The organism is Wolbachia endosymbiont of Drosophila innubila (assembly GCF_021378375.1).
Taxonomy (GTDB): Bacteria; Pseudomonadota; Alphaproteobacteria; order Rickettsiales; family Anaplasmataceae; genus Wolbachia; species Wolbachia pipientis.
Map to the genome: position 1 here is coordinate 66,745 of NZ_CP076228.1, position 24,343 is coordinate 91,087.

A 24,343-nucleotide genomic window follows, 5' to 3' on the forward strand; every position below is an offset into this window, starting at 1 on the left:
TAGCACTATGCATGATGAACAAGGTAATCAATCTGTAAAAGATATCCTAGAAGATATAAAAAAAGCTATATCGGGTAAAAACGCGAGTAACGATAAAGCAGAAATAAAGGATGAAAATGATGATGTGCTATACCTTGAGGAAGAGTATCCAGAAGAAATAGAAGAAGATGGCAAAAAAGAAAATAATGAAAAAGAGGACATTGATAATGATGACCAAAGTGAGGAAATGGCTTGCAACAATAACCAATTTAATGGCCATAGCTACAATTCAGAAGAAAAAAAAGATATTTATTTGTACGATAATATCCAAATGAGTAATAACACAGCGAGTAATAGCGGCTTACAAGCGCAAAATAACGATCATCTAATTTTAAAAGAGAATATGGAAGAGATCAAAGCGTTGCTTGGAAAAATGCAAAACGAATTACAGCATAAACAACAAAAAAAAGCGAACCTTACTGTTGAAGAATTAGTTACATCTCTTTTAAAACCTCAGCTCTCAGAATGGCTGAATAAATATCTACATGCACTGGTAAAAGAAGTAGTTGAAAAAGAGCTTAAAGATATAATCAATAATAAGTAGGGTATTAGCAATAAAAACTAGAGTAAAGACGGCTAGAGGCAGAAAACTATCTTCAACAAGGTGGCTACATCGTCATTTGAATGATCAGTATGTGCAAAAAACTAGCAAGGATGGTTATAGGTCACGCTCAGCATATAAGCTGGTAGAAATGGATAACAAATTTAAATTATTCCAAAAAGGGCAAAAAATTATTGATCTTGGTGCTTCTCCTGGTGGATGGTCACAAGTTGCATCTCAGAAAGGTGCAAATGTGGTTGCTCTTGACATAAAACCAATGAACGCAATTAATGGAGTAGAGTTTATACAATGTGATATTATCAATGAGTTTGAAATTTTAAGAGAAAAATTCAAGGATCAAAAATTTGATGTAATTTTATCTGACATGGCGCCCGAATCTTGTGGTTTAAAATCGTTGGATCATATCAGAATTATGCTTTTATGCGAAGCAGCGCTCAATTTTGCAAAGCATTTCTTGAGTCATGGTGGCACGTTTGTAGTAAAAATTTTCCAAGGAGAATCTGACAAAGATTTTTGTAACGAGCTAAAAAAAATGTTTAAAACAGTAAAATACTTTAAACCAAAGTCAAGTAGATCTGAATCTACAGAAATGTATTTGGTAAGTTTAGGCTTTATTGGCAGCAAAACTTTTATATAATATTAATCTAGGTAGTCCGCAGAAACAAAAAAACTTACTTAACACCCTTCGCCAACCCCCTTATCATGAAACTGAAGCTATTGTATTTGCTTTCGCCAATCTGCAGATTAAAAGGTAAGGATTACTTAATGTATCGGCGTCTTATGTTCAATTTTTTACAGTATATAGATACTGTATGTCTTTACAAAACTTCATCTACATCTAGGTTTTTATCTAAATAAGCTGAACGCGCTTATAAAGCGTTACAAGACATCAAAAAATGCCAATACTCGACAGAGATAGTAAAAGACTAGCTAACTCGGGGATTCTTTGTCTTTTTTTCTGCTTAGTAAACTTCTTAAACATTTGCAGCGTAAGTTAGTTGCAATTAAAAGCAGCTGAATCTCGCTTGTCAAGCGTTTAAAACATAAAAAACGCCAATATTTTAAAGCGGATAATAACCCCAGGGCTTCTTTTGCCTTTTTTTCATTTGGTAAATTTCTTAATGTTTATAGCTAAACGACAATCGTCATCCCAGCGGGATCTGGAGATACCGCGGCGGTATGACGGTTCGCGACGGCATGACGATAAGGTTTATATCTTGTCATCCCAGTGCTTGACACTGGGATCCAGGAATTTTATTAAGTTGGTGAGCATAAAAATAGCTGTTTTACGTTAAAATACAATGTTTTGATGATTATGGAAGGGCTGGATTCCAGTGTCAAGCACTGGAATGACACCATAGGGGCACTGCCATCATAAAGGAACCAGTGTCGGCTACTCGGATGACATCATAGGGGCCGCTGGGATGACACCCTGACAATCGTCATCCCGCTACTTGTTAGCGGGATCTGGAGATACCGTGACGGTATGATGAGGGAGAACAGTTAGCGAATGAGATACCGCGAATGAATCGCGGTATAACGGTTCGCGGTGGTATAGTAACTCGTCATCCCGCTACTTGTTAGCGGGATCTGGAGATACCGTGACGGTATGATGAGGGAGAACAGTTAGCGGATGAGATACCGCGAATGAATCGTGGTATGACGGTTCGCGGTGGCATGATGTAGGACTGCTGTGACACCATTATAGAATGAACCAGTGTCAGCTACTTGCATAGAAAATGTTTATGACTAATTTTTAGATCAAACATGGAATTTCGACAAACTTAACTTTTTTGTGAGATGGTTCAGCAATAATAAATAAATTGAGAGGAAAGGTTACGGCAATGGAAAAGAAAAAGTTTTTTGAAATAATAAATGAGGTAAGCAAGAGTGAAGGTTTAAATGAGAATAATTTACTTGAAAGAATAGGGAATAAGCTAAAAGATGCAGACTCAATAGTATATAGCACTTATAACAATTTGAAGATAGATAAGATGCTCAGTATATTAGATTCAGACAAAATTGTAAATTATATGTTGGTACATCTTGCTGTGGAATGTAACAGTGTACCAATAGTAAAACTCCTACTAGCAAAGGAAGCAAAAGTTAATGAACCAATATATGAACTTGATGAAGCTAAGTCTAAGCTAACTGCTTTGCACATTGCTGCTTTGCATGGTCATCAAGAGATAGTTCAGCTTTTATTGAATAATGACGCAAATCCTTTACTAAAAGATAGTCAAGGCCGAACTCCAAGGGATATTGTCGGCGATGTAGAAGGTAAAAAGGCTATAATAAAAATGTTAGAGGAAGGAGAACAACGTTATGCTGAGACAAGAGCTACGAGAAGACAACCTTATAGACAAGGCACTTTACTGCAGCCTAATAATAAAACTCCAGGAAATTTAGCTTTGAACGGAAATAACGTAACTGCTGCAGTACAAACATGGGTGCAAAACATCAGGAAGAGAATAGTAGAATTACACCAAACAACAAAAAAGTCTATGTACAAGATGAGGATGAACAGACTTCTTCAAACTCAATCGTTAATGAAAACAATACAGACAAAGTAGATGATACATTAGAAAAAGAACAGGCTATAAGAGAAAGAGATGCTATGGCGCAAAAGTTGCAAGAGGCAGAACAAAGACTTGCCAATAATCAGAAGCGCATAGAACATAATGACTTGCACAGTCAACATCCAGAGCAGTATACTACATATAATGGGGAACAGACCTTTTTAAATAAAAGTAATAGTGGCGATAGTGGAATATATTTTGATGCAGATGAATCTGAAGCTTTAGGCCAATCTATATTAGAAAATGGAGAAGATATTAATGCACAAGATAAAGATGGCGTGACCCCTTTACATTATGCTGCTGCATATGGTTGTGTAGAGATTGCAGAATATCTAGTAGAAGGTGGAGCAAATGTTAATGCACAAGATAAAGTTGAGCATACTCTCTTATATTATGCTCTTGCAAATGACAATAAAAAATTAGCAAAGCTTTTGATAAAGCATGGAGCAGATCGCTCATTGATAAAGGATGAAGACCTAATAGATAGACTAAACAGTATGTGTGATCAGCCATCTGAGGTTGTACCTAGTACCTTTTCTCATTCCAAAACACACAACGCAACGGAAACTCCAGAAAAAGCAGAAAAGGTTGAAAAACGTAAAGCTAAGTTAAAAGAATTACGTACTCAGCTAAAGGATGAGCAGAAAAAGAATGAATTGCTAAAACAAAAAATACAAGATCTAGAAAGTAAAAACACAACGCTTAATAGTGAATTAGAAAAAACAAAAACTAAAACAGACGAAGTACCATTAGAAAAAGCGCAAAAGGAACTAACAGAATTGAAAAGTTATATCACTGGACATGGAGCTAGGCTGGACACACTGGAGAAACTCAATGAAGAGAATGAATCACTAAGACAAGAAATAAAAAATCTAAAAAATGAAAACACAACACTTAAGGGTGAATTAGAAAAAACAAAAACTAAAAAAAACGAAGTACCATTAGAAAAAGCGCAAAAGGAACTAACAGAATTGAGAAATTGTGTCACTGAACATGAGACTAAATTGGAAGTACTGGAGAAACTCAATGAAGAGAATGAATCACTAGAACAAAAAATACAAGATCTAGAAAGTAAAAATACAACACTTAATAGCGAATTAGAAGAAAACGAAAATAAGCATTCTAAAACAAAAGTGTTGTTAGAAAAAGCGCAAAAGGAACTAGCAGAATCAAAAAGTTGCATAGTTGGACATGAGACTAAGTTGAAAGAATTCAATAAAGAGAATGAATCACTAACACAAAAAATAAGAAGTCTGGAGAATGAAAACACACCACTTGATGGTGAACTGGGCAAAACTAAAACAAATGAAGTGTCACTAGAAAAAGTAGGAAAAAGACAATTTTCCCCAAAAGTTGCCTATGCGAGCCTTGCAGCTATGTTAGCAGTAGGTGCTGCTCTTAGTATTGCTTCCGGATTGTCTGCTCTATTAATAGTTGCAGCTTCTGTGGTATCTGCACTGATAGCTGGTGGCATTACATACACAATATCAAAACCCATCGCTGAACCAAAACCTACCACTGAATTGAAAGAAGTGAATATTCAAGATTCAGCACAACGGTGTTTGTAAAATTTAATTTGTACACTTGCTATAGATTCCAGCGCGTGACGCTGGAATGTAGTAAAAAGTATTTGTAAGTTACACAGTAGTGTGAATTTTTTACTTCGGTAGTTTTTCATTGTCATTATAATCATAATAATAGTTGAGTTTAATTGATATGAAAACTTTTACGAAAAATTTTAAAAATAACGAAAAAAAGCTAGAGGAGTTTAATAAGGAAATTGAAGATATAACAACTATAGCTCAAGATAAATTTGCACATGAACTTGAAAATATCGCATATGACAGTGTGCAAAAATTTCGCAGTCTGCTTGCTAAAGAGTTAAACTCCACCTTCAATAATATTCATTCTCAAAATGTCAATCTACTAAAATCCAGCCTAGTTGAATATGCTATAAGTTCAAATTTTATCAACAAAAAAGGAGAAACAGCTTTAATACGTTCTCTTCTTAATATATTCATACGATAAAGCACTCAGAGTTGTTGCTGCGCCAATTTAACTTAATGTTGCATGCAAGCTGCATAGCTAAAGTAAGTAAGATTTGCCCCACGCTGTCACGAGGTAAACCTTACTTATTCTAGCTATATCAAAAAGGAGGGTTATTATGTGTGCGCCAAGAAGTGCGTAAGGAACAGTTGGTGAAAATCCAACACGGGTAAAGCTTAGCCGGCAACCTGGAACAAACCATTATGCTGCGTAAGGTAACGAGCGTAGTAAAGCTAATGGAATGGACAACATAGGGTGCAACGAAAGTGAAGGTATTGAGTCCCGTAATTCACGCGTCATGGGGGCTGACACTTTACATTTGGTGGAAGGCAACATGGGTAATAACGCTAAGGCAAGATATTACTCACCTCATCGGGATCGAAGGCCGCGTCATGTGTTGAGATGGACCTTACGTGAACTTGGGAGATCCTTTGTATTCCTGTAAGGGTACTCTGGAACAAGTCAATAAAGGCGAGGACTGGAGGAAGATGCAAAGGAAGTCGGACTAATTGATAGTACTCGGAGTGTGGGAAAGCCACATACAAGGGGAAGCGGTTAGCAATATAGTGACTGGTATAGGGATTGCTATACCAATACAACAGAGATTAGAGGAGTATGCAAGGAAAACTAAACCAGATAGCAGTAAGGGCTAAGCAAGATAAGCGAGTAAAATTTACATCATTAGTTCATTTGATTAATGAAGAGAATCTTGCAGAGTGTTATAAGGAACTAAAACGCAACAAGGCTTGTAGTATAGATCGTGTGACAGTGGAAGCTTATGGAGAAAATCTAGAAGAGAAACTTAAAACACTAGTGGATAGTATGAAGAGAAAACAATATCAACCGCTACCAGTGAAAAGGGTATACATACCCAAAGCCGGGAGCAAAGAGAAGCGCGGTCTCGGAATACCATCAACGGAAGATAAGTTGGTACAGGTAATGCTAAAGAAGATATTAGAAAATATTTATGAAGCAAACTTTATGGACAGCTCGTATGGATTTCGACCAGGAAGAAATTGTCATCAGGCGATAAACGCTCTAGATAAAGCAGTTATGCACAAACCAATTAACTATATTGTAGAAGTGGATATCAAGAAGTTCTTTGATAATGTTCAACATAAATGGCTAATGAATTGTCTAAGGGAACGAATAGCTGACCCAAATTTATTGTGGTTAATAAAACGATTTCTAAAGGCAGGAATAGTCGAAGTTGGATGTTATAAAGCAACCGATCAAGGCACACCACAAGGTGGTATAGTAAGCCCTGTATTAGCTAATATATACTTACACTATGTGCTGGACTTATGGTTTGAAAAGAAATTTAAGCCAAAAGCCAGAGGATATTTACAGCTAATAAGGTTTTGCGACGATTTTGTAGTTGGCTGCGAGAGGGAAGAAGACGCAAAAGAATTTCTAGAATTACTGAAACAAAGACTAAGTAAATTTGGGTTGGAAATAGCTGAAAATAAAACAAAAATAGTAAAGTTTGGTAAGAAAGAATGGTATCAAGCAGAAAGAGAGAAACGTAGGACGGCTAGCTTCAACTTTCTAGGATTTACACATTATTGTGGAAAAAGTCGTAATGGTAAACTTATGATGAAGCAGAAAACTTCAAAAATAAGCCTAGCCAGAAAGATTAAAGAAATCAAAGAATGGTTGAAGATGGTACGAAGTCGTATCTGTTTCAAAGATTGGTGGCAGAAACTTAAAAGCCAAACTAACAGGACACTATAGCTACTTCGGAGTTAGCGGAAATTATCGGTGTTTGATTCAATTCTATCGACCGGTAACAAAGTTAGCATTTAAGTGGATAAACCGACGTAGTCAAAAGAAAAGTATGGATTGGGAACAATTTATACACTATTTAAAAGTAAATCCATTACCAAAACCAAAGGTATATGTTTCTTTATACACAGGAGCACTAGTGTGAACGCTGTATTGTGGAGCCGTGTGCGGGAAATCCGCAAGCACGGTTCTTTTGGGGAGACTATGGTTATGAGACCAAATCGCTGGTTTCAAGGTCATGAGTCTCTACCAGACCAATAAGATCTACTTCACCAAGAATATCTGTGCAACGTAAATCTAAGCCTGAATCTTTTCCAGTTACTTTAGAAGAGGTTAAATCTTTTTTACGCATTGAGAACGACCAGGATGATAAGTTGATTTCAGATCTAATTTTTATGGCAACTGATTACGCTGAATGGCATATGGAAAAGTCACTGGTGAAACAAACATGGCAAGTTTCATATGAAGATTATGTACCTCGTAGGATCTATTTAAGCTATGGCCCTGTGAGTAAGATAGTATTGGCTACTGCAATGATGTCTAAAAATCAAGAGAAGAGTACACTTAAGTATTATTTTAGTGATGTAGGGGGCTATGTTGAGTTTTTCAATTGTTTGAATGCAATAAGAGTTGATGTTGTATACGAAGCTGGTTATGACAATGTTCCTGAGCAGATAAAACTAGGTATTATGCGGCATGTTTCTGCTCTTTACAAAAATCGTGAATCGGAGGTAAGTAGCCATTTATCTGAAGTGAAGAAGGTATATTCTCCATTTCGCGAACCAAAGGTTGTTTTGTAGCTCTTTCTGGTCATTCAAACTGGGCTACTACGTCATACCGTTACGGATAGATCTCGCTAACAAGCAGCGGGATGACGAGTTTCTATATATCTTTCGAGGGTTAATTATGAAAAAAATTCAAGCTATAAACGAGTTGTACAGTAGCATTTATGAAGCACTAAAAGCAAACTCTGATTTAAGGAAATATGTTACTAACATTTATGACTACTTACCTAAACAGGTCACCATTCCTTACCTGAGATTGTGTGTAGTGAATTATAATAACCTGCATATGCTGTCCAATTTTGCTACAAAGGCAAGATTTTCATGCGACATATATACTTATCATATAGACAGTATGTTTGCCATTATAAGGCATATTAACTTGATACTTAAGAGCATTGAAGGTTTTAATAATGAGGCCATTTTAGAAAGTAATTGTGCTATGGATCAGCACGATGAAATTTTACATTCAACAATTAATTTTGATATTTTAATAAAAGGAGGTGATAATGAGCAAATTACAGCTAAAAATTAAAGATCATGACAATAATTTTATTGTGTTAAATAATATAAGAAACCTAAGGTTTACTTTGCGTAATAACAGAGAAGAGGTGAAAGATATTTCTTCTTTTGGCTGGAGGAAAGTGCTCGATTGTGCTGGAAGCAGACACATTACGATAAAAATTAATGGAATTTTAGACTCTGTATTAGCTGATGAATTATTACGTAATTCTGCTATGCTAAACTCTAATAATGATTATGAAATTAGTTTTAATGCTAAGGAAAAGATAAGGCTTAGGTGTTCAGTTGAATTGTATGAGAGGTATTATGATCCTGTTACTTTTGACAGCTTTACTGTAGTTTTAAATAGTGCTGAAGTTGTAAACGCTTTTCATTAATGTTAATTTAATTTTTTCATATACAATAATAACTGGTGAGAATTTTAACTAAATTAAAAAAAATCATGAATGACGAAAACCTTTTCGAGGAAGACGGTGATAATATTGAAGAAAATAACGATGATAAAAGAGAGAGAAGTTTAGAAAATGAAAATCAGCAAAATCAAGAAGAACAACACAAAGAGGAAGATAAGCAATACATAATACAGTATATTCAAGACTATTTGAAAGTTTTTGAGGATATTCTAAATCAGGTCGACGAAGGAATTGATAATTCGGATAGTTACGAAAGGACTATGCAAATAAAGCGAAGCATAGACAGGCTCATAGAGACTTTATATAGTCAGGCTGCGTCCGAAGATATTGATGCAGAATTTGAAACTACCAAACACACTCGCGATAAATCAGAATCTATGAAAAGAGTTAGAGAGAAGAGAAGAAAGCAAGTGATAGAAGAAGTATTAAGTAGCATGTTTGCCCAGCAACAAAAGGAGCTAATGAACGCTAAACACTTAAGTCATGGACATGAAACAGCAAAAGATGGGGATGTCCACGAAGCAAAGGAAAAAGTGAAGTCTTCAATCAGGGGAGTGTTGTTTTCGGTGATTGCTCATAGGATGGATCCAAGAAGGAGGGCAGGGGAAACTGCTGACGGTAACGAAAAGCAAGCTCATATATATGGCAGGGAAGCAGTTGGTGGAGCTTTAGGTGCATTGTTAAAAACGTTTTTAACAGCAGTTATTGCCGTTGTGCGTGAAATTGCTAAGCCACTTCAGAAACCGGAAACATCTTTTGCAAAACAAGTTGAAGAAAGCAGAAACGCAGATTCACAAAAGGGTCGATCTGTGTAGATTTCTCCTTGTAATAATCTTTCGATTCTACTGTCTGTTAATTCAAATTAGGGTTATAAAATTTTAGAAGCCAGCTCTTATATAACCAATTTATAGCAAGAAATTACGATACAAAAATCAGCGTCCGTTAGAAAATAAACATAACACAGGGTGATAGAGTTGCCCCTATCCATAAGCGTCAGTTAAGCTCAAAATTGTAAGCTTAAAATATGGTTAAATAATTATTAATAATAGTATATAATTATTAACGTTTTTCAGGCATTTTTGTTATGGGTGCGCCAAGTAAGCGTTTAGAATACAGTTGGTGAAAATCCAACTTAGGCAAAGTCTAGCCAACAGCCTAGAACAGACCATTATGCTGCGTGAAGTAACGAGCGTAGTAAAGCTAATGGAATGGACAATATAGGGTGCAATGAAAAATGACCTTACCCAGAAAAAGTGGAGAGAAAGTGTGGAATGTTTTTTACAAAAAGAATGATGCATCAAATTGTTCTGGAATGCAATAGTTAATAGTGACGTTGTTTGTTATAAAAAATTTCTATGTATTCAAATATTGCAGTTCTAGTTTGTTGAGCAGAGTGTTGTGAAGTATCAATAAGTATTTCTCTTTTCAATGAGCTAAAGAAGCTTTCTGCAACAGAATTGTCGTAACAACAGCCTTTATTACTCATCTATATTCTTTACAGCTAAGAGATATTGATACCCTTGCGCAGTATATTGTGAACCTTGGTCACTGTGCAGCAGTAGATTTTTAACAGGTTTACGCCTATTAATGGCCATTAATAAAGAGTTCATAACCAATTGTTTATTTATTGCACTACTCATTAACTACCATACGTGAGAATTATTGCTGCCAAATATAGCCATCCCTCCTTGGTTTTGATGTAAGTAATCCCATACTTTATTTGGTTGATCAACAATAAAGTTTTGATCTAGTATATTGGGAGCTACAGCTCTATTATCTGTTTGTTGTTTTTTAATTTTAAACTTTCTTCTCAGTATAGCCCTGATGTCATTTTTCTGCATAATACTTTGCACCGTTTTCAAATTGCAACTTTTACCCAAAGCCTTCAATTCAGCATGAATTTTAGGAGCTCCATATCTACATTTAGAAACTTGATATATTTTTGAATAGCTGCGAGTAGCTCTTTATTTGCTGATTCTCTACTGCTTATTTTTCTTGTGGTCCACTTATAGTAGCCACTAGCAGAAAATCCTACATAATTCCTGTACTTTATAGCAGTTACTATATAAAAAAATATTTTACTCTTTTTGACTGGCCAGGGCTTTTTTTTTAATGTCTCTTTCCCTTGTTACTCTTGCTTTGTAAATCAAACCTCTCTTTGTCATAAGGTGCTACATCTGGAAATGCATTTGCCGCCGACTTTTTTTCGTTGTGTTTCTTTATCCATTTTCCTAATACACTATCCCTTATTCCTAGATCTCTTGCTACTTTTGCAACTGGTTGACCTACCTTTCTTTGTTCATTTGCCAGTTTAACAGCTTCCAATTTGAATTCTGCTGTATATTCTCTTACCATTTCTAATCCTCCAAAATTTTATTTTACCCAAAAAAACTCTTTTCTTTCTCTCCACTTTTTCTGGGTAAGGTCAGTTTACTGGCCTCTCCATGAGTGAGATTGAAAAATTAAGTGTGAACGGTTACCTTGGATGACAGAAAAGAGTGTTGGAAGGAGGCAATATTAAAAACTTAATTTCAGTCCAGCCAAGAGCACATAACCAGAGTTGTTATTTTCTATTTTAGGTTCTTTGGTACTAAATTTTACAATATCGAAATAGTATGAAGTACCTAAAAAAAGAGAATTTTCAAGGCTTAAAGCATATGATGTTAACTCGTTTGTACCTTCGCCTGCAATATCCCTACCACTACTAAAATATGTTAAGCTTGATTTGTAAGAATCAGAATGGTAAGCGATACCTGCATTCATATAATACGTATTATTTATTTCAGGATTACGCCTCTCACCAGATTCATCACCATTACCATACGAAAAAATGCAATCAAGATCGAACAATTTTAGCTTCAAACCAAAATTCCAGTGCAGTAATTGATTGCGACATTCATAATTTTTAGAAGTTCCATCTGAGCAACCAGTTAAATTTTCTCTTGCAAATTCACCAGTCAAAGCAGTAGTAAAACCTATATCATTTGACAAGCTGTTTTTATAGGAAAGGCCAGCAGCAATTAAATTGCTGTACTGTAAGTTATTTTTTCCTGGAACATAACTGAATCCGAGTTGAAAGTTATAGATTTCAGGGGAGATGTAGTTAATTGATGATTGTTTTAACCCTAGTTCGAGTTCATTATAATCGCTATAAATATTGGGCTTGACCCAGAACACCTTGTCTTGATTATATCCAGGGTCACCATCTTTTTTATGATCACCGCGCAAATTTGCATAGTTTGTCCAATGACCATTTACTCCTCCAGCAGCTGCATAAATTTTTGAAGTGTTAATTAACATGCTCTGACCAACTAAACTTCTTTTACCATATTCAATTGATCCAAGTTCCTGGTTTTTTATGATAAAATACCATTCCTCCATGTCTAACTTTTCTATGTCTAACGCTTTTAGGTTTGCAATACCAGAAACCCCTGCCTTAACATTAACCCCCATTTGAGTATTTGGATAAACTTGCTGTAAATAAAGAAAGCGCAAGTATGAATAACTTGAAGTTTTATCCTTAGGCTTAGCATTGAAAGAATCTCTGTTGAAGGCGTAGCCGAATCTCAAATCTACTTTTCCGTCTAGTTCTGCATAAAATATTTCCTTATCCAAAATTGTTTTAGAGCTAGCACTATTCTGCAAAAACAATGATGAAAGCAGTACTACCAGGTAGTACTTTAACTTCATAAATAAACTTAAATCTTTATAAAAATTTAAGTTTAAACTCAATATAAATAAAAAACAACTTTTCAGAAGGCACCGCTGGTAGATTTTGCTGCCTGTTTTTGAGCTATATTCCCATAAATTATTGATACACTTGGTAATTTTCGCTTTAATAACTGCTTATTAATGGCAGAATGTATACGATTAATTATTTTAGATATACTTTTTACATCGCAGTTAATCAAAACAAAAAGCACTTTATTCTCATCAATATACCCTAGAAAATCATCACTACGGCAATTTTTATAAAAATGTTCTATGATAACTTTCAGTGCATTATTTGTCTCACTACAGCTACTATTTAAGCCAATCACTCCTATAGCTGCATTAATTTGATGTTGAAAGGCAAAATTTAATATAACGTATAACTCTAGAATAGTGGACTCATTGCCCGGTATATCGAATAAGTCATGGTTTTTATATTTTTTACCCATTAGATATTTATCTCTAAAGATTCCTAGTTTATGGGACAAACTGATATCACGTATTAATAGCTCATAATTTATTTTATTACTGGCAAATTGTGCAGTGCGGAAAACTTTTACTTTTATCCTGATATCTTCTCCCTTAGCATCAATTAAGGAAAAATCTATCACTTTAGGTAGTATATCAAGTAAATCGTGTCCATTTTCGGTATACTCTAAATAATTCTTCACGTTGTCAGCTGCTCTTGTGCTTAAGATATTAATTAATGGCTTATTAAGCAAATTCTTCTCTTCATATTTTAACAAATCCCTTGCAACTTGATTGAGCCCTAAAATTAACACGTTTTTTTTCTTATTATCCTGATAAACAGATACCACAGCATCATCTTTTCTTCTTGCAGTTATGAAATCATCCATACTTTCATTCTATACAGCGTATTTATAAGTATAATAAGATTATATTAAGATTTACTTACTTATTAATATGCTTAATTGGGTATAGACAGAATGTGTGCGCCAAGAAGTGCGTAAGGAACAGTTGGTGAAAATCCAACACGGGTAAAGCTTAGCCGGCAACCTGGAACAAACCATTATGCTGCGTAAGGTAACGAGCGTAGTAAAGCTAATGGAATGGACAACATAGGGTGCAACGAAAGTGAAGGTATTGAGTCCCGTAATTCACGCGTCATGGGGGCTGACACTTTACATTTGGTGGAAGGCAACATGGGTAATAACGCTAAGGCAAGATATTACTCACCTCATCGGGATCGAAGGCCGCGTCATGTGTTGAGATGGACCTTACGTGAACTTGGGAGATCCTTTGTATTCCTGTAAGGGTACTCTGGAACAAGTCAATAAAGGCGAGGACTGGAGGAAGATGCAAAGGAAGTCGGACTAATTGATAGTACTCGGAGTGTGGGAAAGCCACATACAAGGGGAAGCGGTTAGCAATATAGTGACTGGTATAGGGATTGCTATACCAATACAACAGAGATTAGAGGAGTATGCAAGGAAAACTAAACCAGATAGCAGTAAGGGCTAAGCAAGATAAGCGAGTAAAATTTACATCATTAGTTCATTTGATTAATGAAGAGAATCTTGCAGAGTGTTATAAGGAACTAAAACGCAACAAGGCTTGTAGTATAGATCGTGTGACAGTGGAAGCTTATGGAGAAAATCTAGAAGAGAAACTTAAAACACTAGTGGATAGTATGAAGAGAAAACAATATCAACCGCTACCAGTGAAAAGGGTATACATACCCAAAGCCGGGAGCAAAGAGAAGCGCGGTCTCGGAATACCATCAACGGAAGATAAGTTGGTACAGGTAATGCTAAAGAAGATATTAGAAAATATTTATGAAGCAAACTTTATGGACAGCTCGTATGGATTTCGACCAGGAAGAAATTGTCATCAGGCGATAAACGCTCTAGATAAAGCAGTTATGCACAAACCAATTAACTATATTGTAGAAGTGGATATCAAGAAGTTCTTTGATAATGTTCAACATAAATGGCTAATGAATTGTCTAAGGAACGAATAGCTGACCCAAATTTATTGTGGTTAATAAAACGATTTCTAAAGGCAGGAATAGTCGAAGTTGGATGTTATAAAGCAACCGATCAAGGCACACCACAAGGTGGTATAGTAAGCCCTGTATTAGCTAATATATACTTACACTATGTGCTGGACTTATGGTTTGAAAAGAAATTTAAGCCAAAAGCCAGAGGATATTTACAGCTAATAAGGTTTTGCGACGATTTTGTAGTTGGCTGCGAGAGGGAAGAAGACGCAAAAGAATTTCTAGAATTACTGAAACAAAGACTAAGTAAATTTGGGTTGGAAATAGCTGAAAATAAAACAAAAAATAGTAAAGTTTGGTAAGAAAGAATGGTATCAAGCAGAAAGAGAGAAACGTAGGACGGCTAGCTTCAACTTTCTAGGATTTACACATTATTGTGGAAAAAGTCGTAATGGTAAACTTATGATGAAGCAGAAAACTTCAAAAATAAGCCTAGCCAGAAAGATTAAAGAAATCAAAGAATGGTTGAAGATGGTACGAAGTCGTATCTGTTTCAAAGATTGGTGGCAGAAACTTAAAGCCAAACTAACAGGACACTATAGCTACTTCGGAGTTAGCGGAAATTATCGGTGTTTGATTCAATTCTATCGACCGGTAACAAAGTTAGCATTTAAGTGGATAAACCGACGTAGTCAAAAGAAAAGTATGGATTGGGAACAATTTATACACTATTTAAAAGTAAATCCATTACCAAAACCAAAGGTATATGTTTCTTTATACACAGGAGCACTAGTGTGAACGCTGTATTGTGGAGCCGTGTGCGGGAAATCCGCAAGCACGGTTCTTTTGGGGAGACTATGGTTATGAGACCAAATCGCTGGTTTCAAGGTCATGAGTCTCTACCAGACCATATGGAATGGCTTTGTTGTAGAAGAATCAAGATTACTGTTTATAGACTTCAAGTTACTGCAAAAAATATTTTAAAACATAGTGATATCTTGACTTTACCTAGTTAATATTCCAAATTATAAAAAAACAGATAGTTCTATGACGACAAGTCTATTACAAGGCAAAAAGGGATTAATAACCGGAATAATAAATAAGAGATCAATAGCATACGGTATAGCAAAAACTCTCTCAGAGCACGGAGCAGAACTTGCAATCACCTACCAGAATGAAATAATAAAAGAAAAACTATCACCAATAGCAGATGAACTAAATGTGGAGCTAATATTACACTGCGACGTTTCAAATGAAAAAATCATAGATAACGCTTTCGAAATAATAGAGAAAAAATGGGGTACTCTTGACTTTTTGGTGCATGCAATAGCATTCTCCGATAAAAATGAGTTAGATGGTAAATATGTCAATGCTTCACTGGATAACTTCCTCAATGCAATGCATATATCGTGCTATTCTTTTACTGCTTTAGCGCAAAGGGCTGAAAAAATGATGTCAAATGGTGGTAGTTTACTTACTTTATCTTATTATGGCGCTGAAAAAGTTATGCCAAATTATAACGTTATGGGTTTATGTAAAGCGGCACTTGAAGCAAGTGTAAAATATATAGCATGTGATCTCGGGCCACAAAATATCAGAGTAAATGCAATTTCCGCTGGTCCAATCAGAACTTTAGCATCTTCTGGAATAAGCGATTTTCACTCCATATCAGAATGGAATAGAAATAACTCTCCGCTCAGACGCAATGTTACAATAGAGGATGTTGGCAAGGCAGCGTTATACTTATTAAGCGACTTAAGTAGTGGCACTACTGGAGAAATTTTGCACGTTGATTCAGGATATAACGTTGTGGGAATGAAGGTGGTTGACTGAGATCTAAATCCTTAATTCAAAGCGCTAGTTCCTTCGGGTTCATACACAACTCTATCAGGAGTTTTGTGACTGTGATTGCAGAAAACATCGAACATAAAATTCCTATTGATAGAGTGACAGAAAAGCCTCTTATTGCTCCACTGCCAATAATGAACATTATTCCTGCAGCAATTAATGTAGTGATATTTGAATCCAGTATTGTCTTTATAGCGTTTTTAAACCCTTCTTCAATAGCACGTTCCACTCTCTTGCCAGATTTGATTTCCTCACGAATTCGCTCAAATATTAAAACATTTGCATCCACCGCCATACCAACAGTAAGTGCAATACCGGCAATTCCAGGTAAAGTTAGAGTTGCTTCAAGCAGAGTGAGAATTGATAATATAAGAACTACATTAGAAAAAAGTGCAATAGAGGCCAATACACCTAATTTGCCGTAAGTGATGATTATAAATAAAGCCACGGCTATAATAGAGATTGTTGCTGCCATTTCCCCTGCCTTTATTGATTCTTCTCCAAGACTTGGGCCAATGTTTTTTTCTTCAATTATTTTAAGTGGTGCTGGCAGTGCTCCAGATTTTAAAAGTATTGCAAGTTCGCTTGCTTGTTTTTCAGTGAAATTACCGCTAATTTCTCCCTCTCCATTTAAAATTGGCTCACGTATTGTAGGTACTGTTAAAACTGTGTTATCCAGAACAATTGCAAAAGGCTTTCCTACATTTTCTTTAGTGATTTTCGCGAATCTTTTACTCGCTATACTGTCAAATTTAAAATGCACTGTCGGTTTACCTAAATTGCCGAATCTAACTGATGCGTTAACCAGCGAATCACCACCTATTTCAGTTTTGCGGAATATTGGATAAGAATTACCTAAAGAATCCTTGAGCATGACAGTGGTTTCATGGTCTATATCCTGCACCTTGGCTATGTTAGTGTTTGCCAAATGAAAAGCTAGCTTAGCAGTTTTGCCAAGCAGAGATTTTATCTGCTTGGTATCTTCTACTCCAGGCACCTGCACTAATATTTTATTCTGCCCTTGTTTTTGAATGCTGACTTCCTTTGTGCCAAGTTTGTCCAAACGGCGCTGGACATTGTTTATTGATTCTGCAGCTACTTCACTGATCAAAGAATTTTTATAATGTGGTTTATACGAAATGAGAATCGAAGAATCTTTTCTATTTAGCTCTAAATTTGGATTTATCGCATTAATCAACACAGATGCTTTTTTATAATCATCAATACTATTTAAAGTTATAACGCTATTTTGTACGTTAGATTCAATATTTTTTGTTAGCAATGTCTCTTTTATTTCGTTAGCTAGCATGCTTAGCTTTTCCTTAAAATAGAAGTCTAAGTCTATGTTTAAAAGCAAAGATGCCCCTCCTTTCAGGTCAAGGCCTAAGTTTATTCTTTTTTTCGAAATAAAAAGCTTATTATCAAAGAAATTTGGCAGTGTTATGTATAAAGCAAATAAACAGATGCATAATACTGAAAAAGATTTGACTATAAGTCTGTTATACATAAGTTGTAGGTTTAAAATTGTAATAATTGATTGTAAGTTAAAAATAGATTTTTGTAAAATTCTCTATTTGACCTTACCCAGAAAAAGTAGAGAGAAAGTTAAGACGTTTTTATCATGAGAATAAATTGTGCAGGAATGCAATAGTTAATAGTAGAATGTCTACGTTATTTGTTATAAAAGATTTCTATGTATTCAAATATGGCAGTTCTGGTTTGTTGAGCGAGAAGTATCAATAAGCAGCTCCCTTTTAAGTGAACTTTTCTGCAACAGAGTTATCGTAACAACAGCCCTTATGGCTCATGCTGGAAATGATGTTTTTTGTATTCAATAGAAATTGGTAATTTTGAGAGGTATACTGTGACCCTTGATCGCTATGTAACAGCAGATTTTTATCGGGTTTGCGTTTATCAACGGCCATCAATAAAGAATCTATAACTAATTATCATGTTACTCATTAACCACCATGCGTGAATATAGGTCAATTATTGCCGCCAACAACCTTCTTTAGTTTTTATGTAGGTAATCCCAAACTTTATTTGGCTGATCAGTAGTAAAATTTTGATCCAATGTGTTCGGAGCCACAACTCGGTTGCTTATTTGCTGTTTTTTATTTTTGAACCTTCGTCTAAACTTGGCTTTAATGCCATTTTCTTGCATAACACTTTGTACTGTTTTAATTTTTGCCTAAAGCTTTTAATTCAGCGTGAATTTTAGGGGCTCCATATCTGCATTTAGAAGCTTGATGTATTTTTTGAATATCTGCTAGAAGCCCTTCTTTTGCTAATTCTTTACTGCTTTTTTCCTTAGCAACCCATACCACCAGTACAAAACCCTACATAGTTCCTGTGTTTTATAGCAATTTCTATATAAAAGAATACTTTACTCTTTTTCTTTGCCCAGGGCTTTTTTAAGATGTCTCTTTCTCTTATTAGCTCTTTTTTAGATCAAATCTTTCTTTGTCATAAGGAGCCTTTGCCTGGAAATGCGTATGCTCCAGACATTTTCCATTATATTTTCTTACTTAACATACTGCCATCTATACCTAGATCTTTTGCTATTTTTGTACTTGCTTGACCTGTTTCTTTAACCAGCTTAACAGCTTCTAATTTGAATTCTGCTGTATATTCTCTTCTATTTGTCATATTTTGAAAAAACGTTTTATTTTACTCCAAAAACGTCTTAACTTTCTCTCTACTTTTTCTGGACTACTCCGAATCGGTTGACAAATTGGACGTTTGATAAGCATAATTTGGAGCTTCTTGTGTAATAACTATATCATGAGCGTGACTCTCTCTTAATCCTGATGCAGTAATAGTAACAAATTTACAATTTTTTTTCATCTCTTCTATATTCCTATTACCAGTATACCCCATTGCAGCTTGCAATCCGCCAATCAATTGATGGATTACTCCTGAAGCTGGACCTTTGAATGGAACTCTTCCTTCCACTCCTTGTGGAACTAATTTGAGTTTTGAATCTTTATCTTGAAAATAACGGCTAGCTGAACCTCGTTTCATTGCACTAATAGATCCCATTCCTCGATAGCCTTTATATGCTCTGCCCTTATACATAATAATCTCACCTGGGCTTTCGTCAGTGCCAGCAAAAATCGAACCAATCATCACAGAGTCAGCACCAGCTGCAATAGCTTTTGCAACATCTCCTGAGTATTTTACCCCACCATCAGCAATTAGTCTGACGTTTCTTGCTCTACACGCCTCTGCAACATTCTTGATTGCAGAGAATTGTGGCACACCAACACCTGTAACTATTCTGGTTGTACAGATTGATCCTGGTCCTATTCCAACCTTCACTGCATCAACACCCGCATCAATCAACGCTTCAGCAGCCTCCTTTGTTGCAATGTTTCCGCCAATTAATTGCGTATTAGGATACATCTCTTTTATTTCCCTAATGGTATTGATAACGTTTTCGGAATGACCGTGAGCAGTATCCACAACAACTACATCAACTTCTTCTCCGATCAAAGCTTCACATCTGTCTATACCATCTTTTTTACCAGTGCCAATTGCAGCGGCAACTCTGAGACGCCCTTTACTGTCTTTACATGAATTTGGGTATCTATTGTATTTTTCAATGTCTTTAACCGTAATTAAACCTATACAACAAGAATTTTCATCTACGACCAAAAGCTTTTCTATTCTATTTTCATGCAACAATTTCATTGCTGAGGCACTATTCACTCCCTGCTCCCGCACTGTCACTAACTTATCTTTTGTCATCACTTCGGAAACTTTTACATTCATGTTCTGGTCTTCAATAAATCTCACATCTCGGTTAGTTAAAATTCCAACTAACTTGCGTTGATCGACTACAGGAATGCCAGAATAATTGTGCTCTCTCATTAATGAAATTGCTTCCGCAACTGTTTTATCCGGTGAAATCGTAATTGGGTTATACACGATCCAACTTTCATATTTTTTCACCCTTCTCACTTCTAAAACTTGTTCATCTATTGATAAATTCTTATGTATGCAACCTATCCCTCCATGTTGGGCAATAGCTATTGCAAAGCCCGATTCAGTAACAGTATCCATTGCAGAGGATATGAGAGGGATATTTAGTTCTATACTATTTGTTAAATAAGTTTTTGTATCTGCATCGCAAGGCAATATATTAGAATAGGCTGGCAAAAGAAGTATATCGTCAAACGAATAACAAGCTTCCATTTTTTTCATAGGCTTTATTTAAAGCTTATACGCCAATTAATTAAATTGCAATAGGCAAAATTAGCTAGGAGCCTTTAATTGTATAGCTCTAACTGTTTTTAGGAGAGAGAAAAGCTATATAGTTGCTAATACATTTTATTGCATAATAAGCATTCTACATTATTTGCCAGCAAACAGAACTGCTCAATAGTTAAGTTTTCTGGACGTTCATTTCCACTCAATTTAGCGTTTTCAAGGACAGTTTCAGCGTGGTTCGTTATATTTTGCAAGCTATTTCTCAGCATCTTTCTTCTTTGAGCAAAAACAGCACGTATTAATTTTATTAAGGTTTCCAAGTTTACTACAAACTTTGGGGTAGGCAAAGGATTTACTGTAATTACTGAAGAATGTATTTTTGGTCTTGGAAAAAACTCTTTAGGTTCAATATCAAATTCCTTTTTTATATCGCATAGTAACTGGCTTAGCACTGATAGAGGACCATAATCTTTAGAATTGGGTCTTGCTGTAATGCGATCTGCTACCTCTTTTTGAAACATTAATGTCAAACTCGTAAAAAATTTTATACTATCTAACCACTTTAAAAATAACGCTACCGAGATATTGTAAGGCAAGTTAGCAATAACTTTAACTGGGCGCTCTATCAGCTCTTCTTCTATAATATGCAGTGCATCCGCTTCTATAATTCTATACTTTCCTTGATGCTCATTTAGCAGTTGGTCATGGTGTTTTACTAAATCTCTATCTTTTTCTATAGAAAGTAGAGACTTTGGATTATGCACCAATATTTCTCTTGTTAATGCACCATATCCAGGACCAATTTCAATGACATTAAAATTTTCCAGACTACCAGGTAAAGCGACGATTTTTTTTGTTATCTCACTCGATAAAATAAAATTTTGCCCTAGACTCTTTTTTGGCTTCAGTAAAAATTTTTTCATATTATTTTCATTATACAGTATTTTAAAAATTAGTTGACGAAAATTCATTGATAATTGTATATTATTAATGTGTTTAACGCCGGCTTAGCTCAATTGGTAGAGCAACTGACTTGTAATCAGTAGGTTGTCAGTTCAAGTCCGACAGCCGGCACTCTCGCCCATATAAGTAAAGTTGATGTCCTTTTTAATAGTAGCAAATTGGAAAATGAATGGAATGCGTTCTTCATTTGTTGACTTTATAGGCAAACTTAACAACAAGAGCAACGAAATTACCTCTAAGCTAGTGATTTGCCCTCCTTTTACGTCATTTCCAAGCAGTATAGAGTTGAACAATAATATTAATATAGGAGCACAGAATTGCCATCATAAAAAGTTCGGTTCTTACACAGGTGAAATTAGTGCAGAAATGTTAAAAGAACTAGGGTGTACTTACGTAATACTTGGGCATTCTGAAAGGGCTAATGAAAAAGATAGTGAAATAAAACTTAAGTCGGAAATAGCAATAGAATCAGGCTTACACCCAATTATCTGTGTGGGTGAAAATTCAGAAGATTATAAGAATGAAAAAACAAAAGAAGTAATAGAATATCAATGCAAAAACCGTTTGCCAACACACGGTGAATATACCGTAGCATATGAGCCAATATGGGCAATAGGCACAGGTCATGTGCCAAATAATGATGCAATTGCTAAGGTGATAGAGGTAATAAAATTGTGTACTAGTAAAAAACACATTATATATGGTGGTTCAGTCAGTTCAGAAAATATAGAAAATTTGCTCAGTATCTCAAATTTATCAGGAGTTTTAATTGGCAGTGCAAGCTTAGATTTCGATCACTTTTATAAAATTATACAACAAGTTGAAAAAAAGTTTTCTCTTATCAATTCTAAAATCAGCAACTAAGAATCCTATAACAAATGGCATCATTTCAGTGTCAAGCATATGTCTGTACGAGCATCTAGTATAGCTAAAGTAATCTAGAAAATTAACGATATTTTATTCCCCGGTGAACGCTCTATTTTGTTTTCCAACTCTAGTTCTAAAAGAGCCATTAGAGCTATGTTGGTAGAAAGTCCGCTTGCTAATATAAGTTCATCTATATCAACAGGTACAGAGTTAATATGATCAACTATAACAGATTTTGCCTGTTGTAATTTTTCTTGTTTTTGGTTAACAAAATGGTGCTCAACATCAAATAGGTTTTTTTGCTGCGGAGGTAAACTAAACCTAATACTCTCTATTATGTCATCAGCGGATTCGATAAGCTTAGCACCGTTTTTAATTAAATAATTACTACCACTACAGCGTGAATCTAAAGGGAAACCAGAAACTGCAAACACCTCTCTCCCTTGATTTAAAGCAAAATCTGCTGTTATTAGAGAGCCAGAACGTTTCGATGCTTCAATCACTGCAACACCTAGCGATAGGCCAGATATAATTCGATTCCTTTGAGGAAAATACTGAGGCTTTGGTTTAGTAGCAAATGGAAGCTCAGTAATTACTAACCCACCGTTCCCAGTGATTTTTTTGTATAGATCAAAATTCTCTTTTGGATACACCACATCAATTCCGCTTGCTGTAACAGCAATAGTGGGATGATTTTTGTATATTACACTGTTTGCTGCAGTATCAATTCCTCTTGCAAGTCCAGAAACGATAATAAAACCAGCTTCGCTTAAATCAAGTGCCAACTTATTGGCAAAATTTCTTCCATTCATTGAACAGTTACGCCCACCGATTATTGCAATTATCTCACGGCTTAATAATGATATATCACCAAGCGCAGTTATTACAGGAGGACAACTAGGGATATTTCTTAAAAGATCAGGGTAATCTGGGTCACATGCGGGTATAATTTTAGCTCCAATTCTTTCTGCATTATTGATTTCTTCTCGTGCATCTTGAATGCCATACACCTTATCATTAGCCACCCTATTGAGATATTTTAGCACCTCATCTAGCGATCCGTGTGTTCTTAGTATACTAAAAAACTTTATTGGTCCTATGGTTCTAGCCAGGCTTAACCATACTTCTAATTCTTTGTTGTTCAATTTATTTATCTTCATAAAAAGCTTGAATTTCTTATCAATTTAGTGTACCCAAGATAATGCAAATATACAGTGTTTTATGACGCATTTTGTTACAGATAAATGCATAAAATGTAAATATACAGACTGCGTGGAAGTATGTCCCGTTGACTGCTTCTATGAAGGCAAAAACATGCTCGTGATTAACCCAGATGAATGTATTGATTGCGGAGTGTGCATACCTGAGTGTCCAGTAGATGCAATTGTAACTGATGATTCCATAAAAGATATTTTAGAACTAGATGAAGAGTTGCTGAGCAGCGAACAAAAAACTTTCAAGTTATTTTACGATATAAATGTAGAATACTCACAAAAGTGGCCAAATATTACAGCTAAAAAACAACCCCTCTATACTGCAGAAGAGTATAAGGAAAAAAAGGATAAAACAGCTTATTTTGATGAAAATTTAGAATAATGCTACTGAAGGAAAAGAAACTTTTTGTATTTCAGGGTTGTTGTTTTTGGTTGCTGAAAATAGTTGCGTTATCTAAGTTGTTATGCTGATAAATTAGTATCGATTAATTTAAGGATTAAGGAAAAAGGCTTATTGACTTTTGAAATATTTGATTATAAAACTAGCTGTTAGCATTAAATCTTGGGGGTAAGTTATGAGTATAAATAAAAGAGAAACCATTAAAAAGATTGAAGGGTTACTTTTTCAAGCGAACGGTAATCTTGAAAAAGCATGTGATCTATTATCAACAGTAGAGTTAACCGAAGATGATATTAAAATATTGCTGGAAGAGATGATAAAAGAGTATCATAGCTTGTTTGAAAAGATTTCTTGGAGTTGTGGAATTACTGCAGGCAGTGCACAAGATGCCAACGCAAGCAGCTTCAACGAAGTTTTTAGCTAGGTTCAAAAGAGTTAGC

The 24,343-nt window shown here is 35.3% G+C and carries 27 protein-coding genes, 1 tRNA gene and 2 pseudogenes; 22 read left to right on the plus strand and 8 right to left on the minus strand.

Going from position 1 to position 24,343, the window contains the following annotated elements; translation table 11 throughout:
* The first annotated feature begins 7 nt into the window (after positions 1 to 7).
* The 12 genes from J4T77_RS00320 (at position 8) to J4T77_RS00370 (ending at position 9,543) form a co-directional block, all read left to right on the plus strand.
* Complete coding sequence (locus tag J4T77_RS00320; RefSeq protein WP_190321112.1) at positions 8 to 583, plus strand: PopZ family protein; 576 nt, start codon at positions 8 to 10, stop codon at positions 581 to 583.
* 76 nt (positions 584 to 659) lie between these two features.
* Positions 660 to 1,238 (plus strand): RlmE family RNA methyltransferase, encoded by a 579-nt coding sequence (locus J4T77_RS00325; protein ID WP_190321113.1) that lies wholly within the window; start codon positions 660 to 662, stop codon positions 1,236 to 1,238.
* Between the two features lie 1,207 nt (positions 1,239 to 2,445).
* Positions 2,446 to 3,174 carry an ankyrin repeat domain-containing protein gene (locus tag J4T77_RS00330; RefSeq protein WP_233641046.1) on the plus strand — a complete coding sequence of 243 codons (729 nt, stop codon included), beginning with the start codon at positions 2,446 to 2,448 and terminating at the stop codon, positions 3,172 to 3,174.
* A gap of 44 nt (positions 3,175 to 3,218) precedes the next feature.
* A complete protein-coding gene (locus tag J4T77_RS00335; protein ID WP_223823066.1) occupies positions 3,219 to 4,748 on the plus strand; it encodes an ankyrin repeat domain-containing protein in 1,530 nt (509 codons plus the stop codon).
* A 148-nt stretch (positions 4,749 to 4,896) separates the two neighbouring features.
* Positions 4,897 to 5,208 carry an ECH_0659 family protein gene (locus tag J4T77_RS00340; protein WP_015588824.1) on the plus strand — a complete coding sequence of 104 codons (312 nt, stop codon included), beginning with the start codon at positions 4,897 to 4,899 and terminating at the stop codon, positions 5,206 to 5,208.
* A gap of 542 nt (positions 5,209 to 5,750) precedes the next feature.
* Positions 5,751 to 5,879, plus strand: a complete 129-nt coding sequence (locus J4T77_RS06960; protein ID WP_255324786.1) for a hypothetical protein — start codon at positions 5,751 to 5,753, stop codon at positions 5,877 to 5,879.
* Positions 5,842 to 6,960: a group II intron reverse transcriptase/maturase gene (gene ltrA / locus J4T77_RS00345; RefSeq protein WP_233641047.1), complete on the plus strand. Its 1,119-nt coding sequence runs from the start codon at positions 5,842 to 5,844 to the stop codon at positions 6,958 to 6,960. The genes J4T77_RS06960 and ltrA overlap by 38 nt, the downstream gene beginning before the upstream one ends.
* A gap of 31 nt (positions 6,961 to 6,991) precedes the next feature.
* The gene (locus tag J4T77_RS00350; protein WP_233641029.1) at positions 6,992 to 7,156 is read left to right on the plus strand and encodes a hypothetical protein; all 165 of its coding nucleotides are present in this window, start codon (positions 6,992 to 6,994) and stop codon (positions 7,154 to 7,156) included.
* Between the two features lie 139 nt (positions 7,157 to 7,295).
* Complete coding sequence (locus J4T77_RS00355) at positions 7,296 to 7,811, plus strand: head-tail connector protein (protein WP_233641048.1); 516 nt, start codon at positions 7,296 to 7,298, stop codon at positions 7,809 to 7,811.
* 106 nt (positions 7,812 to 7,917) lie between these two features.
* Positions 7,918 to 8,328 carry a hypothetical protein gene (locus tag J4T77_RS00360; protein ID WP_010962350.1) on the plus strand — a complete coding sequence of 137 codons (411 nt, stop codon included), beginning with the start codon at positions 7,918 to 7,920 and terminating at the stop codon, positions 8,326 to 8,328.
* The gene (locus J4T77_RS00365) at positions 8,303 to 8,692 is read left to right on the plus strand and encodes a phage tail tube protein (RefSeq protein WP_010962351.1); all 390 of its coding nucleotides are present in this window, start codon (positions 8,303 to 8,305) and stop codon (positions 8,690 to 8,692) included. Before J4T77_RS00360 ends, J4T77_RS00365 begins: the two co-directional genes overlap by 26 nt.
* Before the next feature lie 65 nt (positions 8,693 to 8,757).
* Entirely contained in the window at positions 8,758 to 9,543 is a 786-nt protein-coding gene (locus J4T77_RS00370; RefSeq protein ID WP_190321114.1) for a hypothetical protein, read from the plus strand.
* A gap of 463 nt (positions 9,544 to 10,006) precedes the next feature.
* Here J4T77_RS00370 and J4T77_RS07450 read toward each other — a convergent pair.
* The 3 genes and pseudogenes from J4T77_RS07450 to J4T77_RS00400 all read right to left on the minus strand — a co-directional run bounded on the left by J4T77_RS07450 (position 10,007) and on the right by J4T77_RS00400 (position 13,296).
* A pseudogene (locus J4T77_RS07450) lies at positions 10,007 to 11,083 on the minus strand (IS3 family transposase).
* A gap of 162 nt (positions 11,084 to 11,245) precedes the next feature.
* On the minus strand, positions 11,246 to 12,418 hold the full coding sequence (locus J4T77_RS00395) for a porin (protein WP_190321115.1): 1,173 nt from the start codon (positions 12,416 to 12,418) through the stop codon (positions 11,246 to 11,248).
* Positions 12,419 to 12,480: 62 nt separating this feature from the next.
* Positions 12,481 to 13,296 (minus strand): PAS domain-containing protein, encoded by an 816-nt coding sequence (locus tag J4T77_RS00400; RefSeq protein ID WP_190321116.1) that lies wholly within the window; start codon positions 13,294 to 13,296, stop codon positions 12,481 to 12,483.
* 496 nt (positions 13,297 to 13,792) lie between these two features.
* Between J4T77_RS00400 and J4T77_RS06965 the strand changes: the two genes are divergently transcribed.
* The 5 genes from J4T77_RS06965 (at position 13,793) to J4T77_RS00415 (ending at position 16,232) form a co-directional block, all read left to right on the plus strand.
* The gene (locus J4T77_RS06965) at positions 13,793 to 13,921 is read left to right on the plus strand and encodes a hypothetical protein (RefSeq protein ID WP_255324786.1); all 129 of its coding nucleotides are present in this window, start codon (positions 13,793 to 13,795) and stop codon (positions 13,919 to 13,921) included.
* A complete protein-coding gene (locus J4T77_RS06970) occupies positions 13,884 to 14,420 on the plus strand; it encodes a reverse transcriptase domain-containing protein (protein ID WP_255717892.1) in 537 nt (178 codons plus the stop codon). The genes J4T77_RS06965 and J4T77_RS06970 overlap by 38 nt, the downstream gene beginning before the upstream one ends.
* On the plus strand, positions 14,390 to 14,761 hold the full coding sequence (locus J4T77_RS06975) for a reverse transcriptase domain-containing protein (protein ID WP_255717897.1): 372 nt from the start codon (positions 14,390 to 14,392) through the stop codon (positions 14,759 to 14,761). Before J4T77_RS06970 ends, J4T77_RS06975 begins: the two co-directional genes overlap by 31 nt.
* Positions 14,762 to 14,861: 100 nt before the next feature.
* Positions 14,862 to 15,197, plus strand: a complete 336-nt coding sequence (locus tag J4T77_RS00410) for a hypothetical protein (protein ID WP_233640986.1) — start codon at positions 14,862 to 14,864, stop codon at positions 15,195 to 15,197.
* A 249-nt stretch (positions 15,198 to 15,446) separates the two neighbouring features.
* Positions 15,447 to 16,232, plus strand: coding sequence for an enoyl-ACP reductase FabI (locus J4T77_RS00415; RefSeq protein WP_190321117.1), 786 nt, complete (start codon positions 15,447 to 15,449; stop codon positions 16,230 to 16,232).
* Between the two features lie 16 nt (positions 16,233 to 16,248).
* Here J4T77_RS00415 and secD read toward each other — a convergent pair whose 3' ends face one another.
* A complete protein-coding gene (secD, locus tag J4T77_RS00420; protein WP_458695082.1) occupies positions 16,249 to 17,691 on the minus strand; it encodes a protein translocase subunit SecD in 1,443 nt (480 codons plus the stop codon).
* Between secD and J4T77_RS00425 the strand changes: the two genes are divergently transcribed.
* Positions 17,591 to 17,872, plus strand: coding sequence for a hypothetical protein (locus J4T77_RS00425; RefSeq protein WP_039964338.1), 282 nt, complete (start codon positions 17,591 to 17,593; stop codon positions 17,870 to 17,872). The genes secD and J4T77_RS00425 overlap by 101 nt on opposite strands.
* 46 nt (positions 17,873 to 17,918) lie before the next feature.
* On the opposite strand, the pseudogene J4T77_RS07455 reads toward J4T77_RS00425, so the two are convergent.
* The 3 genes and pseudogenes from J4T77_RS07455 to rsmA form a co-directional block, all read right to left on the minus strand.
* Positions 17,919 to 18,896: pseudogene (locus J4T77_RS07455) on the minus strand (IS3 family transposase).
* A 63-nt stretch (positions 18,897 to 18,959) separates the two neighbouring features.
* Positions 18,960 to 20,453 (minus strand): IMP dehydrogenase, encoded by a 1,494-nt coding sequence (guaB, locus tag J4T77_RS00440; RefSeq protein WP_190321119.1) that lies wholly within the window; start codon positions 20,451 to 20,453, stop codon positions 18,960 to 18,962.
* Positions 20,454 to 20,569: 116 nt separating this feature from the next.
* Complete coding sequence (gene rsmA / locus J4T77_RS00445; protein ID WP_190321120.1) at positions 20,570 to 21,382, minus strand: 16S rRNA (adenine(1518)-N(6)/adenine(1519)-N(6))-dimethyltransferase RsmA; 813 nt, start codon at positions 21,380 to 21,382, stop codon at positions 20,570 to 20,572.
* Positions 21,383 to 21,460: 78 nt separating this feature from the next.
* Between rsmA and J4T77_RS00450 the strand changes: the two genes are divergently transcribed.
* Both J4T77_RS00450 and J4T77_RS00455 read left to right on the plus strand, forming a co-directional pair.
* Positions 21,461 to 21,533: transfer RNA gene (locus J4T77_RS00450), tRNA-Thr, on the plus strand.
* A 24-nt stretch (positions 21,534 to 21,557) separates the two neighbouring features.
* Positions 21,558 to 22,286: a triosephosphate isomerase gene (locus tag J4T77_RS00455; RefSeq protein ID WP_015588848.1), complete on the plus strand. Its 729-nt coding sequence runs from the start codon at positions 21,558 to 21,560 to the stop codon at positions 22,284 to 22,286.
* A 74-nt stretch (positions 22,287 to 22,360) separates the two neighbouring features.
* Here J4T77_RS00455 and dprA read toward each other — a convergent pair whose 3' ends face one another.
* Positions 22,361 to 23,449, minus strand: a complete 1,089-nt coding sequence (gene dprA, locus J4T77_RS00460) for a DNA-processing protein DprA (RefSeq protein WP_190321121.1) — start codon at positions 23,447 to 23,449, stop codon at positions 22,361 to 22,363.
* 61 nt (positions 23,450 to 23,510) lie between these two features.
* Between dprA and J4T77_RS00465 the strand changes: the two genes are divergently transcribed.
* Positions 23,511 to 23,885, plus strand: coding sequence for a ferredoxin family protein (locus tag J4T77_RS00465; RefSeq protein WP_010082601.1), 375 nt, complete (start codon positions 23,511 to 23,513; stop codon positions 23,883 to 23,885).
* Positions 23,886 to 24,078: 193 nt separating this feature from the next.
* A complete protein-coding gene (locus J4T77_RS00470) occupies positions 24,079 to 24,327 on the plus strand; it encodes a hypothetical protein (RefSeq protein WP_223823046.1) in 249 nt (82 codons plus the stop codon).
* Positions 24,328 to 24,343 lie beyond the last annotated feature (16 nt).